Genomic DNA, 16518 nt, shown 5'->3' with positions numbered 1-16518 from the left:
CCTCCATCATTCGTACCTCGGCGCGGGCATCAGGTTAGGCAGCAACCTCTGCTCACCGCGATGTGCGGACGGCACACTGGATCCGGTCATCGCCTGTTCGGGTGTGACACCCGTGGTGTGTTACTGACCGACTGCCACACCTGAGTGCCCATTGCCGCCATCGTGAGTGCGGAGCGACAGGGGAAGTCAAACCGGGAACTGCAGGTGAAATGAAGCCCCTTTCGCGACGTGGGAGTTCGCGAAAGGGGTTCTACATCATGCCTCGTCCACCGATCCGGTGCGTGTTGGTGGGGTGGTCGTGGTGTTCGCGGCGTCGGTGACTTTGAGCAGGCGCAAGGCGACTTGGATCTCAAGGAGTTGATCGGCGTGGCGCCAGGTCTCGCCGAGAAGGTGGCTGATCCGGCTGAGGCGCTGGGACACCGTGTTGTGGTGCAGATGGAGTGTCTGCGCGGTGGTGCGGGCGTTGTGGTTGGTGGCGCAGAAGACTTCGAGGGTGTGCAGGAGTTCGGTCCGGTTGGCCCGGTCGTAGTCCAGGATCGGACCTATCGTGGCGTTGATGAAGCCATCCAAGTCGGGGCGGCCGTTGAACAGGGTGCCGACGAAACCGAGGTCGGCGGCAGCGGCTGTGTCACCGTGGCGGCCGAGGGTCAGCAGGGCACGCATACATCGGGTGGCTTCGTCATGGGCGGCGATGATCGAGGTGGGGTGCGGCACACGGGCCACGCCCGCGGTGACCCGGTGGCGGGAGGCGCGCGCCAGCTCGCGGGAAGCGGCGCCGGCGACCGCATGCGGTTCATCGCCAGGCGCCAGCAGCACGACCGCGTCCTGATGGTGGGTGGCCAAGCCCCGGAAGCGGCGGGCCAGCGCGGCGATGGCGGGATAGATCCGCTCGCGCGCGGCGCCCTCCAGGTGAGCGACGACGATGACGTGACAGGTGTCGAGATCGACACCGAGGATCGCCGCACGGCGCCGCAGCAGATCGTAGTCCTGGGTCTGCTGGGTGAGTAGCTCCCCGAGCAGTTCGCCGCGCACCCGCGCCTCGGCTTCGGTCATCCGCCGCCGGGTGACCAGGACCAGGGCGGCGACCAGCGCGGCCCGCTCCAGGATGCGCCGGTCGGTGTCGCTGATCGTCGACGGTCCGATGTGGACGATGGTGCCCAAGGGCTCGGACTCGGTGATCATCGGCACGATGCACAGGTGGTCCCGCACGAGGGTATGACCAGACCTGCGGGCCTCGACGCCGATTTCGGCCAGCTCCATCAGCGGCGCGTCACCGCCTTCGCCCGAGGTGGCGATCGCGACACCGTGTTCGTCCACGACCACGACCTCACCGGGAACCGCGGCGGCCGTCGCTTGGACGACCTCGTCGACACCCTTGCCCTGGATGACCAGTTTGGTGAGGCGCTCGTGCACCTCGGCGGTGCGTTCCAGGTCGTCGACGTGGGAACCGATGGTCGAATTGGCGACACGCAGATCCTCGACCGCGGATTGGGCGGCGGTCAGCAGCCGGGAGTTCTGGATCGCGACGGCGGCGTGGTTGGCGAGCATGCTGAGCGCGTTGATGTCGCGGCTGCTGAACGTCCGTACCGCACGGTGCGCCGCCAGCAGGACACCGATCACTTCTTGCTTGAGCTTCACCGGGACACCGAGAAGTGATTCGATTCCCTCGGCGGCGACCGTCCGGTCGACGGGCTCGGTATGCGTGAGCGCGCTGTCCTGCCGGTAGGACGCCACACTGTAGGGCTCGCCCGTGCGGGCGACCATGCCGCCGAGTCCGCAGCCGGGCGCCAGGCGCAACCCGACCAGCAACCCGGAGACGTTCCCGGACGCGGCCTTGATGAAACAGTCGCCGCGATCGCTGTCACTGAGGCTGATGTAGGCCAGATCGCATTCCAGCAGCCTTCGGGCCCGGTCGGCGATGGCCTGCAGGATCGAATCGAGATCGCGGATCGACGCGAGATCGTTGGCCGTGTCGTTGAGCAATTGCAGTTCGGCTTCGTTGCGGCGGTGCCGGATGAGGGTCTCGCGCAGCTGCAACGCGATCGCGCGTTCCCGCTCGACCTCGGCGAGTTCGCCGGGAGGCATGTTCGCCGCCCGCGCCCGCGTCACGGCGGTGTCGAAGGCACTGATGTCCGCGTCCTGCTGCAACAGCTGGAGCAGGGATTCACCTTCCGCCCGCATCGACCCTCCTGATGAGCAACGGCACGCCTTGTAAACAGTGTGACCTTTGGTGTTCGAGGTGGCGAGTCAGTTCGCGGACAGGCCTCGGCGGATCCCGGCTTCCAGCCGCGCGGCCACCTCGTCGCCGCGTCCATCCGGCCACGCGAGCAACCCGCTCCCCGTGGGCCGGCCGGTGCGGGCCTGCTCCAGGAGCTGGTCGAGGGTGGGGAACGAATTCGTCTGGGTGGACAGGTCGTGCGCCAGGTTGGACAGGATCGCGCGGGTGAGGTCCAGTCCGATGTAGTCGGCGTTCTCCATCGGGCCCACGGTCGCCCAGCGCAGCCCGAGACTGGCGCGAACCACCGTGTCGATCGTCTCCGGCTCGCAGACACCCTCGTCGAGCAGGTAGAGGGCCTCTCTCACCAGTGCGAACTGCAGGCGGTTCCCGATGAACCCCGGTACGTCACGGTGAAGCAGGACCGTGGTCTTGCCCAGCGACGTGATGAGGTCGTAGGCGTGCTTGACGACATTCGCGTCGGAGGCCGCGCCTGGCGCGATCTCCACCAGGGGAATCAGGTAGGGCGGGTTCCACCAGTGCACTCCCACCAGGCGCTGCGGGTGCGCCATGGCGTGGGCGACCTTGCTGATCGAGAGCACCGACGTGTTCGTCCAGATCGGCGTATCCGGTGCGATGTCGGACTCGAGGGCGGCCAGCACGTCGTGCTTCACCGCCAAGCGCTCCGACACCGCCTCCACGACGATCTCCGACCGCCGCGCGAGGTCCGGCAGCGAACCGATCGGAACGATGAGATCACGCACCTCGCAGGCATGCTCAGGAGGAACCCCGATACGCGTCAGCGCTTGGCCTACGCGGTCACTGAGACTCGTCAGGACGGCAGGGTCAATGTCGAAGACACCGACCTGGTGGCCGGCCTGAGCCAGTGCGACGGCGATGCCGTGGCCCATGAGACCGCCGCCGATAATGCCGAAACAGGTCACCGAACAACTTCTTTCAGAATGGGGCATAGCTGACTGGCTACAAGGTGCGGGTAGCCCTGGCAAAGGAGCGTCACGAAACAAAGAGGTCACCCTGCGTGGCCCGGAACTTGGCCGCAATGCCTCGACCATGAGTGAACCCTGCGGTTCGCTACACGGTATTTGGTCCAACCCACCACCCAAATGGGCAAACAGCACACTTCTGAGCCGCTGACAGTGTGCTTTTGTCACTCCTCGGTGGGCTGCTAGTTCTCAAGGAGGTCCCGTTGCTTCGGTCCCTCGCGGAGAGACCACGCCCACTCGAGCCACATCGAGCCGTCCAGCCTAAGCACGCGACTGCCAAGACTCCTTCCAGTACGGCTGGTCGTCAGCCCCGGCTAGGCGAGGCGCCGGGTAACACATCCGTGGCCGCGTAAGAGTGTGACGCGTGCACATACCGCTTCCGGAAGCCGCGTACCTACGGTGTTGCCACCTCGGAATACATCACCCTCGCGCACCGAGGGCGCGAGTCTTATTCGGTTTCGCGAAGTGTGGTAACCCATGGAGGCAACGATGCCTGCGAATTCCCAGCCGTCCCCCACCTCAGGCCCCCGGCACGGTCGGCGGACTCGGCTGCTGGCGGCCGCTTCCGCGGCGGTGGCCGCGGTGGCCGCCGCCGCAGTGGCCCTGACCTCGGGGGCGGCCACGGCCGCCACGACCGCGGCCGCGCACGACCCGGTGATCATGGTGCCCGGCATGACCGGCACACCGTCCAATATGGACCCGATGAAAGCGAATCTGCAGTCCAACGGGTGGGCGGCGAACCGGCTGTTCACCTGGACCGACAGCAGCAACATGACCCAGGACCTTGCCAAGGCCGCCCAGGAACTGGGCACGAAGGTCGATCAGGTGCGCGCGCAGACCGGGGCGTCGAAGGTCGTGCTCGCGACCTGGTCGGCCTCGACCTTGGCGGCCCGCTACTACATCAAGAACCTCGGCGGCGCGGACAAGGTGTCGCAGTACATCGGTTACGCCGGTCCGCAGCACGGCACCACGAACAACGGCTGCCAGTTCTATGTGTCCTGTCAGCAGTTCGGCTCCGCGAATTCCCCGTTCCTGCGTGAACTCAATTCCGGCACCGAAGTGCCCGGCCACCCTCAGGTCGCCTACATGACCGTCCGGTCGGTCAACGACATCAACGCGGCTCCTTACGACACGGCCAAACTCGCGGGCGCCGACGACAACTACCTGCTCTCCGGGCCCATGGCACCGACGCATTTCACCATCATCAAGGACGCCACCGCGCTCGCCGCGATGCGCGCGTTCATCCTCGCGCACGAGAACCCGCCGACCGGCACGCCCACCCCCACCACCGGGACACCGACCAGCACCACGGCGCCGCCCACCAGCACGCCGTCCGGTCAGTGCTTCTCGTCCTCGAATCACGGCCACGTGGTCGCCGGCCGGGCGCACAACAGCTACGGCTACGCACTGGCCAACGGCTCCAACCAGAATCTCGGCCTCAACTCCCTTTACGTCTCGACGAAACTGCGGCAAACCGGCACGAACCACTACGTCATCGACCGCACCTGCCCGTAGCCACCTCACCGACCACCCGTCCCGGCCGGGGCCCGACAGTGTCCGCCCGCCCCGGCCGGGAAGCACCATGACCTCATCAGGAGCGGTTTCTCCATGAACAAGCTCGTCGCCACCGCCGCCCAGGCCGTAGCCGACCTTCCCGACGGAGCCTCGATCGCCGTCGGCGGCTTCGGGCTCTGCGGCGTTCCCCAGACCTTGATCCGCGCCGTCCACGACACCGGTGTGTCCGGGCTGAGGCTCGTGTCGAACAACTGCGGCACCGACGGCCGCGGCCTGGGAATCCTGCTCGAAGCGGGCCGCGTCGCGCGCGTCGTCGCCTCCTACGTGGGGGAGAACAAGGAGTTCGCCCGCCAGTACCTCGCCGGTGAACTCGAAGTCGAGCTCATCCCGCAGGGCACTCTCGCCGAACGGCTGCGCGCCGGCGGAGCGGGCATCCCCGCCTTCTACACCCCCGCCGGTGTAGGCACCCAGATCGCCGACGGCGGCCTGCCGTGGCGCTACCGCGCCGACGGATCCGTCGCCGTGGCGTCACCGGCCCGCGAGACCCGCGAGTTCCAAGGCCGTGACTACGTCCTGGAACAGGCCATCACCTGCGACTTCGCCCTGGTACACGCCGCATTCGGCGACCGGCACGGAAACCTTGTCCTCCGCCGCTCCGCCGCCAACTTCAACGCACTGGCCGCGACCGCCGGACGCGTCACCGTCGCCGAGGTCGAACAGCTCGTCGAACCCGGTGAACTGGATCCCGACCGGATCCACGTGCCGGGTGTCTACGTCCAGCGCGTCGTCGAACTCACCGCCGACCAAGCCGCCGACAAACCCATCGAACGCCGCACCATCCTCGAAAGGACGACGCGCTGATGCCGTGGACCCGCGACCAGATGGCCGCCCGCGCCGCCGCCGAACTCACCGACGGCAGCTACGTCAACCTCGGCATCGGCCTGCCGACCCTCGTGCCCAACCACCTCCCCGACGGCGTCCACGTCGTGTTGCACTCCGAGAACGGCATCCTCGGCACGGGCCCCTACCCCACCGAAGACCAGGTGGATCCAGACTTGATCAACGCCGGCAAGGAAACGGTCACCATCCTCGCCGGGGCGAGTTTCTTCGACTCCGCCCAGTCGTTCGGCATGATCCGCGGCGGCCACATCGACATCGCGATCCTCGGCGCCATGCAGGTTTCCGCCCGCGGCGACATCGCCAACTGGACGATCCCCGGCAAGATGATCAAAGGCATGGGCGGGGCGATGGACCTCGTCCACGGCGCTCGCCGCGTCCTCGCCCTCACCGAACACACCGCCCGCGACGGAAGCCCCAAGATCGTCGGCGACTGCACCCTGCCGCTCACCGGCCGCCGGTGTGTCGACCGCGTCATCACCGATCTCGCCGTCCTCGACATCACCCCCGACGGCCTCCGGCTGGTCGAAACCGCACCGGGGGTCACCGCCGCCGACGTCCGGGACGCGACCGGAGCCCACGTCACCGTCTCAGTCCACGCGTCCATGTGAGTGGTGGCCTCAAGATCTTCGCAGGAGATTCCATGACGGTTCGGCTGGTCATTCACGATGGCAACGCGCGTCCGGACCCTGACCACGACTTCATCGGCCTGCCTCACGGCGCTGCTGCTGCCCTGAGGAAGAAAGGCGTCGGTCAAGCGGCCGTGGGGATAACCAAGTTCGGACACATGACGGGACCAGCGACGGTGGTATTTCTCTATTCTGCGGTTACCACCCCTGGTGGTCCGAGAACAACGGAGGCAATGCCACCCGCCCCAGCGGTCTTAAGCGCTCCTGATCGTAAGTCCGGTCAATGACCTGGTCCTGAAACAACGGCACCCCGAGTGTCCTATCGAGACTCCGGGCCAGCAGGGGATGTTCGTGTTTCCAGGTTTCTTCGCCGCGGCGGCGCGCGATGTAGGGGTGAACGGAGCCGCCCTGGATCGGGCCGGGCCGGATCAACGCGACCTCGACGACGAGGTCATAGAACTTCCGCGGCCGTAACCGCGGCAGCGTCGCCAGCTGCGCACGGGACTCCACTTGGAACACGCCGATCGCGTCCGCCGCGCACAGCATGTCGTAGACCTTGGGGTCGGCGAGGTCGAGCTGGCCGAGGTCGATCGGCGCTCAACGCGGCAGTGCGGTGTGGTTCGATCGACCGCAATCCCGCTCGCTTCGTCGAGCTTCCCGTAGCAGCGGCCACACACGGTGGTGTGGAGGGCGCCGCCGAACGATCTGTGGCCTGCCCACCGCAGGCGGAGAGAGTCGCTGCCGTGACAAATCCCTTCCTGTGGCCAGGGCTTCCGGCCGCGGTGCTCGCCGCGCTTGCCCTGGCGATCAGTAAGGCGTTGCAGCATCACGCACCTACGCCTGGCACAGCTTCCCTCAGCCGCCGAGTTTCCCAGCGCCGGCGACTCTGGACCTCATCGGCAATACCGTCTTCGCGCTTGCCGCCCTCGGGCTGCTCGCCTTTGTGGTGGTACGGCTCCGCCGCACCCGTAGTGGGGCGGTGGACGCGGTGCGGACTGGGTTCCCGTTGGCAGAGCGGGGAAAGCGGTGCCGTGACATGTGCTACTCCTTGCGTGCACAGCAAGTGGGCACCTGCACGCCAGGCACGCCATGACGCGCGAAACCGGGTTCTCGAGGCGGCACCGAGCAAGCCGACAAGGAGGTCCTACGGTTGCCACGCCCGGGACCAAGCTGGCCGACCTGCTCGCGGCCATGGGCGTGCTGGGCTTCGGCGTCGGCAGCTTCTCGGCGCCATGCCCGGCGTCATCCTGACCGTCACCGCCGAGAACGAGACGTCGAGCGCCGTGAGCTTCAACTAAGTGGTCCGCAGCGTCGGGTACTCCCTGGGCAGCGCGATCAGCGGCTTGGCCCTAGCCGCCGGCACCGGCACCGGCCGCCTCTCCCCGGACGACAGCGCCTACACCACCGCGGTGCTGGGCGGCGTCGCCGCGATGGCGATCACGACCAGCCTCGCCCTTCGACGCTCACCCGAGACCAATCCGATCACACCCCCAGCCGGTCGATCGAAGCCGTCCGAATTCGACGCCGTCTCCGTCGGCTGCCTCACAGTGTGCCGTCCACGGACCTGAGTATGTTCTGATCATCAATTCCGAACACAGGAGGAATCGTGGCCAAGGGCTACTGGGTCAGCGTCTACCCCACCATCGCGACCCCTGAGAGGCTTGATGTCTACAACGAACTAGCCGGTACGGCCGTCAAGGCCGCGGGCGGGCGGGTGCTCGCCTCCGTCGGCAGCAGGGTCGTCGCACACGAAGCCGGAATCGCCGAGCGCGTCGTCCTGATCGAATTCGACAGCTTCGAACAGGCGGTCGCCGCATACGAGAGTACGGCCTACAAGGAGGCGCTGGCCACACTCCCCAACGGCTTCAAGCGCGACTTTCGCATCATCGAAGGCCTCGGCTGACGACCGGGAATGCGTCCGCGACGAACACCAAGCTGACCGCCGGTCCCCCGCTCGTCGGCGCGCCGAACCGTCGCGAACAGTGCCAGACCAGTGGCATTGGTGGTGATGTCCAGTCCGGCGACGGTTCCCGGCCGCACGGACATCGGCCTCGATGCCGGCGGAGGAGCGTTCGACGAGGTTCCAGCAACCGATGTGAGTCATCAGGGGGCGTAGGGGGCCGGACTCGCGATGCCGGAGAAGTTGAACGCGGCACCCGTGGCCGCTGGCGGGCAGGCCCCCGTCGGCCCCAGACTCGTTGCGGTGGGCCGAATCCGCGCTGCGCGCCGCCGTCGCGCTCACAGCCGACGTCACCTGGCCCAGCTCGCACCCATACCGATCTCGACCTGCCGCTCCTTACTGTCACCTCGGCGAGGAAGACTTCCGCAGCGACGGCGGGTTGCCGGACCCCACGATCGCTGAATTCCTCACCGCACACCCGCGGGAGGACGCCTTCAAGACGGACTGAGGCCGAGTCACTCAGGTCTCACGCGCCGCGAAGGCCGCCGACGCCCGCCCGCCCGCCCCGAGGGCCGCGTCGGCGGCCGTCCTCGCGCCTGGGCAAACCCGAACCGCCGTCGCCGCCAAGCCGCGCGTCTCCCGGTGGACACTCAGCCTCGCCCTCGACATCGCGTTCCGCTGACGGCCGCCTCCGGGTGCCAACACTTTGACCGCAGTGAACAGCCCCACCCCATGCGCGGATCGCAGAAGAGGACGGCCTAGTTGTCGCCTCGGTGTCCGTCGCGGACCACCGCTAACCCGCCGACCCGGGTCGTGATGCCCGCCGGCCCGCGTCGGGCCGAAGCGAGCACGCTGGCCGGTCGACCGAGGCTGTCACCCTGCTCCACCTCGATCGCGACCGTCTGTGCCCCTGTCGTGTCGAGCAGGTGGGCGGCCAGACAGCCGGTGCTGTTGGCGTTGGCGACGTCCTCGTCGACACCGATCGCCGGCGCGAACATCCGCGCCGCACCCGGTCGATCGCCCACCGGCGGTGCGTACACGAAACAGCCGAGGAGCCCGTACCGCTGGCACGCCGCTGTCAGCCTGCCTAGGTGTGGGTGGACTCGGAGCAGCGCCGACCGGTCGCGGACCGGTACCAGCATGCGTGGTGCGCCGGGCGCGGCGATCCGTGGCGCGTCGGTCGGATGCCGGTCGTCCGCGGTGAGCCCGAGCGCGGCGACGACCGCGGCGCGCTCCTCCGGTGCCGGGTGACGCAGCGTGACAAGACCCTGGTCGAACCACACCTCGATGCCGGCGGGGCGGCGGATCGCGACGGTGTCGAACGTGCGCCCGCCGGTGCGTTGGCGGTCGTTCAGCTCACTCAGCGCGGTGCGGGACAACCGGACGGCCTGCGCGGCAACGGTGCCGTGGCCGCAGCCGGCCAGTTCGGCGGTGGCGGTGAAGAACCGGACCGGCCAGCCACCGTCCGGCGCCCGCCACGGGCCGAGGAACGCCGCGTGCGAGGTGCCGGCCACAGCAGCGACCGCACGCCGGTCCCCGTCCGTCGCCGCCGGGTCGTCGTCGGTGACGGACGTGGGGCTGCCACCCCGGCCGTCGCGCCGCACGCACGCATCGACCACCGTGACATCCGGCCAAAACATTGGCCCCCCTTTGACGCTCAACGAACCGCCGACCGCGAATGGCGTTCCACCGATAGCCGGACCTGGCCGCAAACGGCCGGCCGAACGCGTCCCGGAGCGTACCGTCCTGCCTCAGCCGGTCCCGTCCCGCACCGGATAGTGGACGAACACGCCGCCGACGCCTACGACCTCGGGGCAGTCGACTATCTCCGCAAACCAGCCAGCCCCGACCGGGTCGCCGCCGCACTGCGACGAGTGATCAGGACGCTGCCATCCACCGAACCGGCACGTTCACCCGTCCCGGACTCCTTGACCGCGATACCGGTGGAGACACGAGGCCGCACCAGATACATCAAGCGCCGCGAGATCGTCTTCGTCGAAGCCTGCCGGGACACCGTCAAGCTCCACACCTTCTCCGGCATCCACCCGGCGCGGATGTCCATCTCTCAGCTAGCCGAGGCCTGGGAGGACACCGGCTTCGTACGCACCCACCGCAGCTTCCTCGCCGCCCTCGGCTCAATCACCGAACTGCGCAGCGACCCCACTGGAAGCCTGGTGGCACACACAGAGCTCGGCGACGTGCCGATCAGCAGGCGACATGCTCGAGCGGTACGTGAACGTCTGTTCCGAGCGGCGAACAAGGAAGACCCCGAGTACTGATCTTCTGTCGGCCCCGCCAGAAACCGACCCCGTGCAGCGACCGCTCGTCAGCCCGCTCGTACCGCTGGTCGACTGTTAGTTGTCGGCCCATGGTCAGGCGTCCGCAAGCGATACCACCGGTACGAGCGACTGCCTAGCATGGAATTCCACCGTCAGGCAGTGAACCCACAGCAACGCAGGCTGCTGCGGCGCCGCGATTGGCCAACCTGGCGTCGGCGTCCCCAAATCAACGAGTACAGGGGGCGTTTCAACTCGGCAACCAGGCAGGACAGGAGCGTCAAGCATTTCTACAGCTGTGATTACTTTAGTGGCGGTCCTTTCCCTGTTCTGCCTGACCGCGCTCAGCCTCCATCTGGCCACTGGTCCCACGGACGGATACTTCAAGGTCAAGTTCGGCCCGTTCTTGTTCGAGTACGGTGCCCACCCGAGAAGGAGTGACGACGGGCCGCCTTCGAACGAGCAACCGCTCAAGGCAGCCGGAAAAAGACCGCCTGACGCGGCCGAATCTTCCGCACCATGACTTCGCCGTGGTTGTTGCCAACGCCGGCCGGACCGAATCAACACCGGAAGAGCTGCCCTTTCTGACGGCGGCATCGCCCCGCCGAGACCACGGCCGCACCGACCCACGACTGTCACTGGCAGTCCGACTCTCACACCAATTTTCCTGGAGCAGTCCTGGAGCACGCCGTCGGTTACAACAGCGCCCAACGACACCGAACCGCATCAAACACAGCGCAACTGCGCCAGCCGACCAGCGGGTTCTCGTTAACCGCAGGTCAGCGCCTCGAGCGAACCCTGACAGTGAGGGGTCAGGGGTTCTATTCCCCTTAGCTCCACAGTGATGAAAAACCGCCCCCCCCTGGCAGGTTCGCCGAGGTAGGGCGGTTTTTTCGCTATACCGCACTTTGAGAATTGGCATAGCGAATTCAATACTGTTCAGTGACTGGAGCAAATCTGGAGCACGACGTCTCACTCCGTCAAATGGGGTCGCACTGCCTGCTCCAGCTGTGTCACCCGACCGGGTAGTTCTAGTCGGGGCCCACGTCCGCTGAATCCCGCGCGTCCTACTCAGCACCTCGCCACTGCAAGGTCATCGTGATCTTCTACGCCAAGGAGAAGACCTTGCCCAGCTACGCAACGCGGTCAAGACAGCACAGCCGACGCCACTGTGGCCAACCAGAAACTCGAAACCGCACGCACACTGCGGACGAAAATGCTCATGGCCGGACGAGTGCTTCAGTGACGATCTTGGCGGTTTTCGCCGGGCTGACGGACGGACTGGTCAGGCTTGCGGGACCGAGCCGCACGACTACGGTGTCGGAGCCGGGGTCGACCTGGACGATCTGGCCGCCGAGGCCGAGCGCCCAGTACATCTTCTCCGGGGCTGATGGGACGAGTTGGGTGCGGGGAGCCTGCTCGCTTTCCTCGCGGGTCATGGCCTGCGACGGAGTGGCGACAGGACCGTGCCGGTTAAGCCACCAGAGGTACCCGTACGCGGCGCTGATGTCTTGTGACGGCCTCTTCGTGGCGGCAGCCACCCACGGTCCAGGCACGGGCCGGCTGTCTTTCCAGCGCCCGTTGCGCAGGAAAAGGTAGCCGAACCTGGCCAGGTCCTGGCAGGTGGACTGCAGGCCCATGAACGTGTTGGTGTTGCCAGCCTGGTCCACAGTCATCTTCGAGTACTTCATGCCCAGTGGTTCGAGAAGCTTTGTCCGAGCGTAATCGATCGGCTTTTCCCCGGTGGCCTTACGTAGTACTGCGTCGAGCACCTGGATAGCGGTGTTGTTGTAGGCCCAGACCTGGCCTGGACGTACGTCCTGGGTTTGAGAGATCGCGAAAGCGGTGCGGTCTTGTGCACCGAAGACCCTCCCAGCGTCGTCGAGTGCGCTCACCCAATGCCTGCCGGAGTCGTTGCTCAGCAGGTCCTTGATCGTAACCCCGTCGGACGGCGTGCCCGCCCAGGCAGGAACGTATTTCGACACTTTGTCGTCGATGTCGAGCTTGTGCTCGGCATCGGCGATCCCGACGAGCGTGCTCGACACCGATTTGGTCACCGACCAGACTTCCTGGCTCGACTGAGAGTTCGCGCCGTTCCAGTTCCATTCGGCGACCAGCCGCCCGTGCCGTATGACCACAAGACAGTTCGACTTGTCGGCTTTCAACTCCTCAGCGAGCTGAGCGAGTTTCGTCGGATCGAACCCGGCCGCAACGGGGTCGCCGCGTTCCCATTCGGATCCGGGATACGGACGATCTCCCGTCGGACTGGCGAGAACGGCGCTACTCGACGTGACAGCCGCGCCGGCCGCCAGCATCACGACGGCCAGTGCGGATGCCACCCTGCGGCGAACAGAAAAATGCATCATCGTCCCTTCGCTTCGGGAAAACTCGACACAGAACCGGAGGATTCTGCGTCCTGGCCGCCTTGTCAATCCGGTAAGCGGAAAACGACCTGCCAATGGATCGTTTTGTCACGCTCGTGAGAGTGTGCCGCTGCCGAACCCTGCGATAGATGCGGCTTATGAGTTCCTTCCAGCCGGCCCGGTTTCAAGAACACTACTTTCTGGTGTCCCTATACCGGTGCTACGTCGGGTAATCGACATCCCCGATCGACAAAATCTCCGGCCTTTCCGGAACACTGGAACGACACTGGCGGCACGCTCGGCGAAAATTCTCACCGCGTCGAAGGTCGGTGCGTCCGCGGACGTCTTGATCTCTCGGCGGCACCGTCAGCGTTGCGAGCGGCCGAACATGCTCCCCTGCCAGGCGCCGCGCCGAGGGACTGGTAGTCAGCATCACATTCAGGCAGGTGCGCAGCAGCATACGTAGTTTCGACGATGTGGCCCATCTTCCCGGCGGGCATCCTTCGGCGATGAGCATCGGCGCAGGATCCCGGGCCACAGGTAAGCCCACAGCGAGGTACGACATCCGCCACGCGCTGGCCCATGCCCCAGTCCTGGTTCATCGACACGAGAAGGCATCCCGCATGCGCAAGCGATCCCTGTCGGTCCTCGTCACCGCGTTCGCCCTGATCGCGTCGGCCGCTCCCGCGTCGGCCGCGGCCGCGAGTGTCGACACCGACTTCTACTCGGTGCCGGGGCCTCACACCACAGTGAAACTGCGCGGCGGGCCCGATCATACTTTCTACTACCCTGCCGACCTCGCGGCCGGTACCCGCTATCCGATCTTACTCTGGGGCAACGGAACCGGCGCGACTCCGGACTCTTACGACACCCTACTGCGGCACCTCGCCTCCTGGGGCATCGTGGTCGCCGCCGCGAACACCACGCAATCCGGCTCAGGCTCGGAAATGCTTGCGGGCGGACAATTCCTCATCGAGGAGAACACGCGCCCGGCCAGCCGGTTCCACGACGCCATCGACCCGGCCAAGGTCGGGGCCAGCGGTCATTCACAAGGTGGCGGCGGCACGATCAGGGCAGGTGCCGACCCGGTCGTGACCGTCACCGCTCCGGTCCAGCCCGGACCAGGAGGCGACGTCCGGGCGCTGCGCGGGCCGAGCCTCTTCGTTGCCGGGGAGAAGGACACCACCGTCCCGCCCCTCTACGTCCGGGCCCGCTATCACAACGCCGATCAGGTCGCGGCCGTCTTCGCCGAACTGCGCAACTCCGACCACTATTTCTCCAACGGAGGCGGAAAGCACCTCAAAGGCGTACTCGCCGCATGGTTCCGTTACTGGCTCGCCGACGACCAGCGCGCGGGCACCCTGTTCTTCGGGCCACGATCATCCTGCGGCCTCTGCCGCGACAAGGACTCCTGGTCCGCAGTCGAACGCAACACCAAAGCACGACAGGTCGGATGAAGGATCACCGACCCTCCTGGCGTATCGCGCCGATACCGGCCGTGGTCCGCGAGACCTGGCCGACGGTCGCTCGATGGCGCTGGGTATCCCCTCTCCGGCTCTGGGGCAGATCCCCGGGCGAAATCCACCTGGTGGTCGTCACCCCGCTCCGGGATCGCGCTTCGGGTCAGACCCTCCGACTCAGCGAACTGACCGATCCTGATGACGCGTACCGGATCTATGCGTGGCTATGGAAGGACTTCGTCAGCAAGGAAACAGACAGCACCGCCAAAGCACGTCGATGAAAACCGACGTACCTCAGCTAGGAAACCAGGCCGTCGACGGCGTCGCGTCCCTGTCGACACGTCACGATCCCTGGCGCGAGCACGCAGGAGCACGGTTGTTCGGCAGCGGTCATCGCCCACCGCCCTGCCACCCTCGCCACGGCCGACGCGGTGGTCACCCTCGACGCGGGCAAAGTGGTCGAACAAGGCACCCCTGCCCAACTCCGCGAGACCGGAGGGGGAATGTTCGCCCGTGCGTACACCCAGTACGAGAACGCCCGTGGCCGGCACATCTCCAGCACGACGACGGGCGCTGACTGACTCGCCGTCCGTGCCGCCCCGCCAGGGAACGCGACAGCAACGAATACCCCCGAGCCGAATCGTGCGCGAGTTCCCGCACAAGAGCGTCCAGCGGCCTTTCTTGATTTCACGGCGTTCGCGGACTCGGCGCTGATCACGAGCTCCGCTCGGGTCTGTCAAACGAGCTCGTTTGACAGACCCTGACCCCGCACCATTCGCACGTGCAGGACGTCGGACAGGTCGACAATAAGCGAATTTGCACCTGTCACAGAAGAGCACTTAGACAGCGTTTGCGCAGATCACAAGCTCGCCGACCAGCCGCTGTGAGAGTCGAGGGAGGTACACAGAGTGCAGCGTGGAAACTCGATCGTGCAGGTCGAGCTTCCATCTGAACACAGACCCAGCACGTTCCGCGATCTGGAGTATTGTGGCTCAGCTGGGGCAGATGGTCATGATTTCGGGGGCGAGCTCCAGTACCAGCAGTGCGGCGGCGACATGGGTGGGGTTGTTCTCGACTTTGACGACCGAGAGTTCGTTGGCGCGCGAGACTCGCCGCTCGATGGTGTTGCGGTGGGCGTAGAGGTTGGCGGCTGCGCGGGTGGTGTTGAAGCCGCATTGCACGTAGGTGAGGAGTGCCTGCCGTAGCGCCGAGTCGGCTTCGGCGAGCGGGCCGAGGGTCTTGAGGACGAACCTGCGTGCGCTGGCACGGTCTTTCGTGAGGGCGTCGATCAGCTCGACGTCGGCGTAGGCCGTGAATCTCCGGTCGGATCCGAGGCGGACGATCAGGGCCTGGGCCGAGAGGGCGTCTTGGTGGCTGGACCTGAACCCGTCGAGTCCGCGTCCAGGCCTGCCCACCGCTACGCGGACCTCGTCCGCCGTCGTCACGATCTTCTCAGCCGGGTGGAGGTCCGGGGTGTCGGCTCCCGACAGCCAGACCCAGCGCGATGTGGTACTGGCACGGGCGACCAGCGTGCTTCGGCCCGCCTCAGTCGAGCGCAGGGCCACGATCGCTTCGTCCAGCGCGCCCTGCCGGTCGGGATCATCGACCCAGAGCACAAGACCGACGTGCCATCGCGCCATGCGGTAGCGCAGGCGTTCCTCGGCGAAGTCCTCCGCCATCGGCGCCCCGCTGGCGATCATCTGGATCAGGGCGATCGCCTCGGCGTCCGCGTTGCCCATCGCGGCGACGAGGCTGACCTCGCGCAGGGTCGCGACCGAGTCGAGGGCGTACTGCATCAGCGCCTTCGCCGACACGTCCAGGACGTCCACGAGAAGGTCCCGGTCCGCGCAGTGCGCCGAGCATTCCTCCAGCCATCGGCGCCAGCCGATCCCCAGCGCGGCCCGCCATCCCTCGGCGAAGTCGGGTGCGATGCCGCGGGCCACGAGATCGCCGATGTAGGCGGTGATCCGCGGGCCGATGTAGGGCTCCACCCGCCGCCCGGGGTGCTGGATGTTCGAGGTCAGCCATTGGACGAGATCCGAGTGGTTGAGGTCGCGGTCCTCCTCGCCCAGGGACGCGTCCGAGAGCACGGCCGGGTCGTACTGCACCCGGCGGGCGGACGCAGAGAGGGCGTCGGCCAGCGCTTCCGCGTCCGGCAGGAGTCGCTGGCACACAGCCCGGATCGCCTCGGCGGCTTCGGGGGCCGGCGGGGGCCACAGCTCTTCCATCCCCGAAGTGTGCCTTCCCGACGAGAAGTCG

Annotated in this window: 12 protein-coding genes and 1 pseudogene; 7 read left to right on the top strand and 6 right to left on the bottom strand. The window is 66.8% G+C overall.

From position 1 onward, the window contains the following. Positions 1–255: 255 nt before the first annotated feature. Both BLW75_RS38985 and BLW75_RS38980 read right to left on the bottom strand, forming a co-directional pair. Positions 256–2181 (bottom strand): helix-turn-helix domain-containing protein, encoded by a 1926-nt coding sequence (locus BLW75_RS38985; RefSeq protein WP_091599291.1) that lies wholly within the window; start codon positions 2179–2181, stop codon positions 256–258. 66 nt (positions 2182–2247) lie between these two features. After that, entirely contained in the window at positions 2248–3186 is a 939-nt protein-coding gene (locus tag BLW75_RS38980) for a 3-hydroxyacyl-CoA dehydrogenase family protein (protein ID WP_158005425.1), read from the bottom strand. A 522-nt stretch (positions 3187–3708) separates the two neighbouring features. On the opposite strand from BLW75_RS38980, the gene BLW75_RS38975 reads away from it, so the two are divergent. The 3 genes from BLW75_RS38975 to BLW75_RS38965 all read left to right on the top strand — a co-directional run bounded on the left by BLW75_RS38975 (position 3709) and on the right by BLW75_RS38965 (position 6242). After that, the gene (locus tag BLW75_RS38975) at positions 3709–4734 is read left to right on the top strand and encodes an esterase/lipase family protein (protein WP_158005424.1); all 1026 of its coding nucleotides are present in this window, start codon (positions 3709–3711) and stop codon (positions 4732–4734) included. A 93-nt stretch (positions 4735–4827) separates the two neighbouring features. After that, complete coding sequence (locus BLW75_RS38970) at positions 4828–5595, top strand: CoA transferase subunit A (protein ID WP_034320891.1); 768 nt, start codon at positions 4828–4830, stop codon at positions 5593–5595. Continuing rightward, positions 5595–6242 (top strand): CoA transferase subunit B, encoded by a 648-nt coding sequence (locus tag BLW75_RS38965; RefSeq protein ID WP_034320888.1) that lies wholly within the window; start codon positions 5595–5597, stop codon positions 6240–6242. Before BLW75_RS38970 ends, BLW75_RS38965 begins: the two co-directional genes overlap by 1 nt. A gap of 285 nt (positions 6243–6527) precedes the next feature. On the opposite strand, the pseudogene BLW75_RS38960 reads toward BLW75_RS38965, so the two are convergent. Beyond that, positions 6528–6851 (bottom strand): annotated as a pseudogene (locus BLW75_RS38960) (hypothetical protein); the annotation flags it as partial. A gap of 707 nt (positions 6852–7558) precedes the next feature. Here BLW75_RS38960 and BLW75_RS43825 point away from each other — a divergent pair. Together BLW75_RS43825 and BLW75_RS38950 are read left to right on the top strand one after the other, a co-directional pair. Then, a complete protein-coding gene (locus tag BLW75_RS43825) occupies positions 7559–7828 on the top strand; it encodes a hypothetical protein (protein WP_034320882.1) in 270 nt (89 codons plus the stop codon). Positions 7829–7866: 38 nt separating this feature from the next. Beyond that, positions 7867–8163, top strand: a complete 297-nt coding sequence (locus BLW75_RS38950) for a DUF1330 domain-containing protein (RefSeq protein WP_034320878.1) — start codon at positions 7867–7869, stop codon at positions 8161–8163. A 755-nt stretch (positions 8164–8918) separates the two neighbouring features. Here the strand turns inward: BLW75_RS38950 and BLW75_RS38945 are convergent. Beyond that, the gene (locus BLW75_RS38945; RefSeq protein ID WP_034320876.1) at positions 8919–9800 is read right to left on the bottom strand and encodes a PhzF family phenazine biosynthesis protein; all 882 of its coding nucleotides are present in this window, start codon (positions 9798–9800) and stop codon (positions 8919–8921) included. A 138-nt stretch (positions 9801–9938) separates the two neighbouring features. Here BLW75_RS38945 and BLW75_RS43075 point away from each other — a divergent pair, with 138 nt between their 5' ends. Continuing rightward, complete coding sequence (locus BLW75_RS43075; RefSeq protein WP_158005423.1) at positions 9939–10439, top strand: LytR/AlgR family response regulator transcription factor; 501 nt, start codon at positions 9939–9941, stop codon at positions 10437–10439. Between the two features lie 1217 nt (positions 10440–11656). Here BLW75_RS43075 and BLW75_RS38930 read toward each other — a convergent pair. Beyond that, positions 11657–12802: a serine hydrolase domain-containing protein gene (locus BLW75_RS38930; RefSeq protein ID WP_241784002.1), complete on the bottom strand. Its 1146-nt coding sequence runs from the start codon at positions 12800–12802 to the stop codon at positions 11657–11659. Positions 12803–13422: 620 nt separating this feature from the next. Here BLW75_RS38930 and BLW75_RS38925 point away from each other — a divergent pair. Next, the gene (locus BLW75_RS38925) at positions 13423–14256 is read left to right on the top strand and encodes a poly(ethylene terephthalate) hydrolase family protein (protein WP_034320871.1); all 834 of its coding nucleotides are present in this window, start codon (positions 13423–13425) and stop codon (positions 14254–14256) included. A gap of 995 nt (positions 14257–15251) precedes the next feature. On the opposite strand, the gene BLW75_RS38915 is transcribed toward BLW75_RS38925, so the two are convergent. Beyond that, the gene (locus BLW75_RS38915; RefSeq protein WP_034320869.1) at positions 15252–16487 is read right to left on the bottom strand and encodes a PucR family transcriptional regulator; all 1236 of its coding nucleotides are present in this window, start codon (positions 16485–16487) and stop codon (positions 15252–15254) included. Positions 16488–16518: the final 31 nt, after the last annotated feature.

Origin of the sequence: Amycolatopsis lurida (genome assembly GCF_900105055.1) — a bacterium.
In the GTDB taxonomy this organism is placed as follows: domain Bacteria; phylum Actinomycetota; class Actinomycetes; order Mycobacteriales; family Pseudonocardiaceae; genus Amycolatopsis; species Amycolatopsis lurida.
This window is presented reverse-complemented; position numbering and strand designations above follow the sequence as displayed.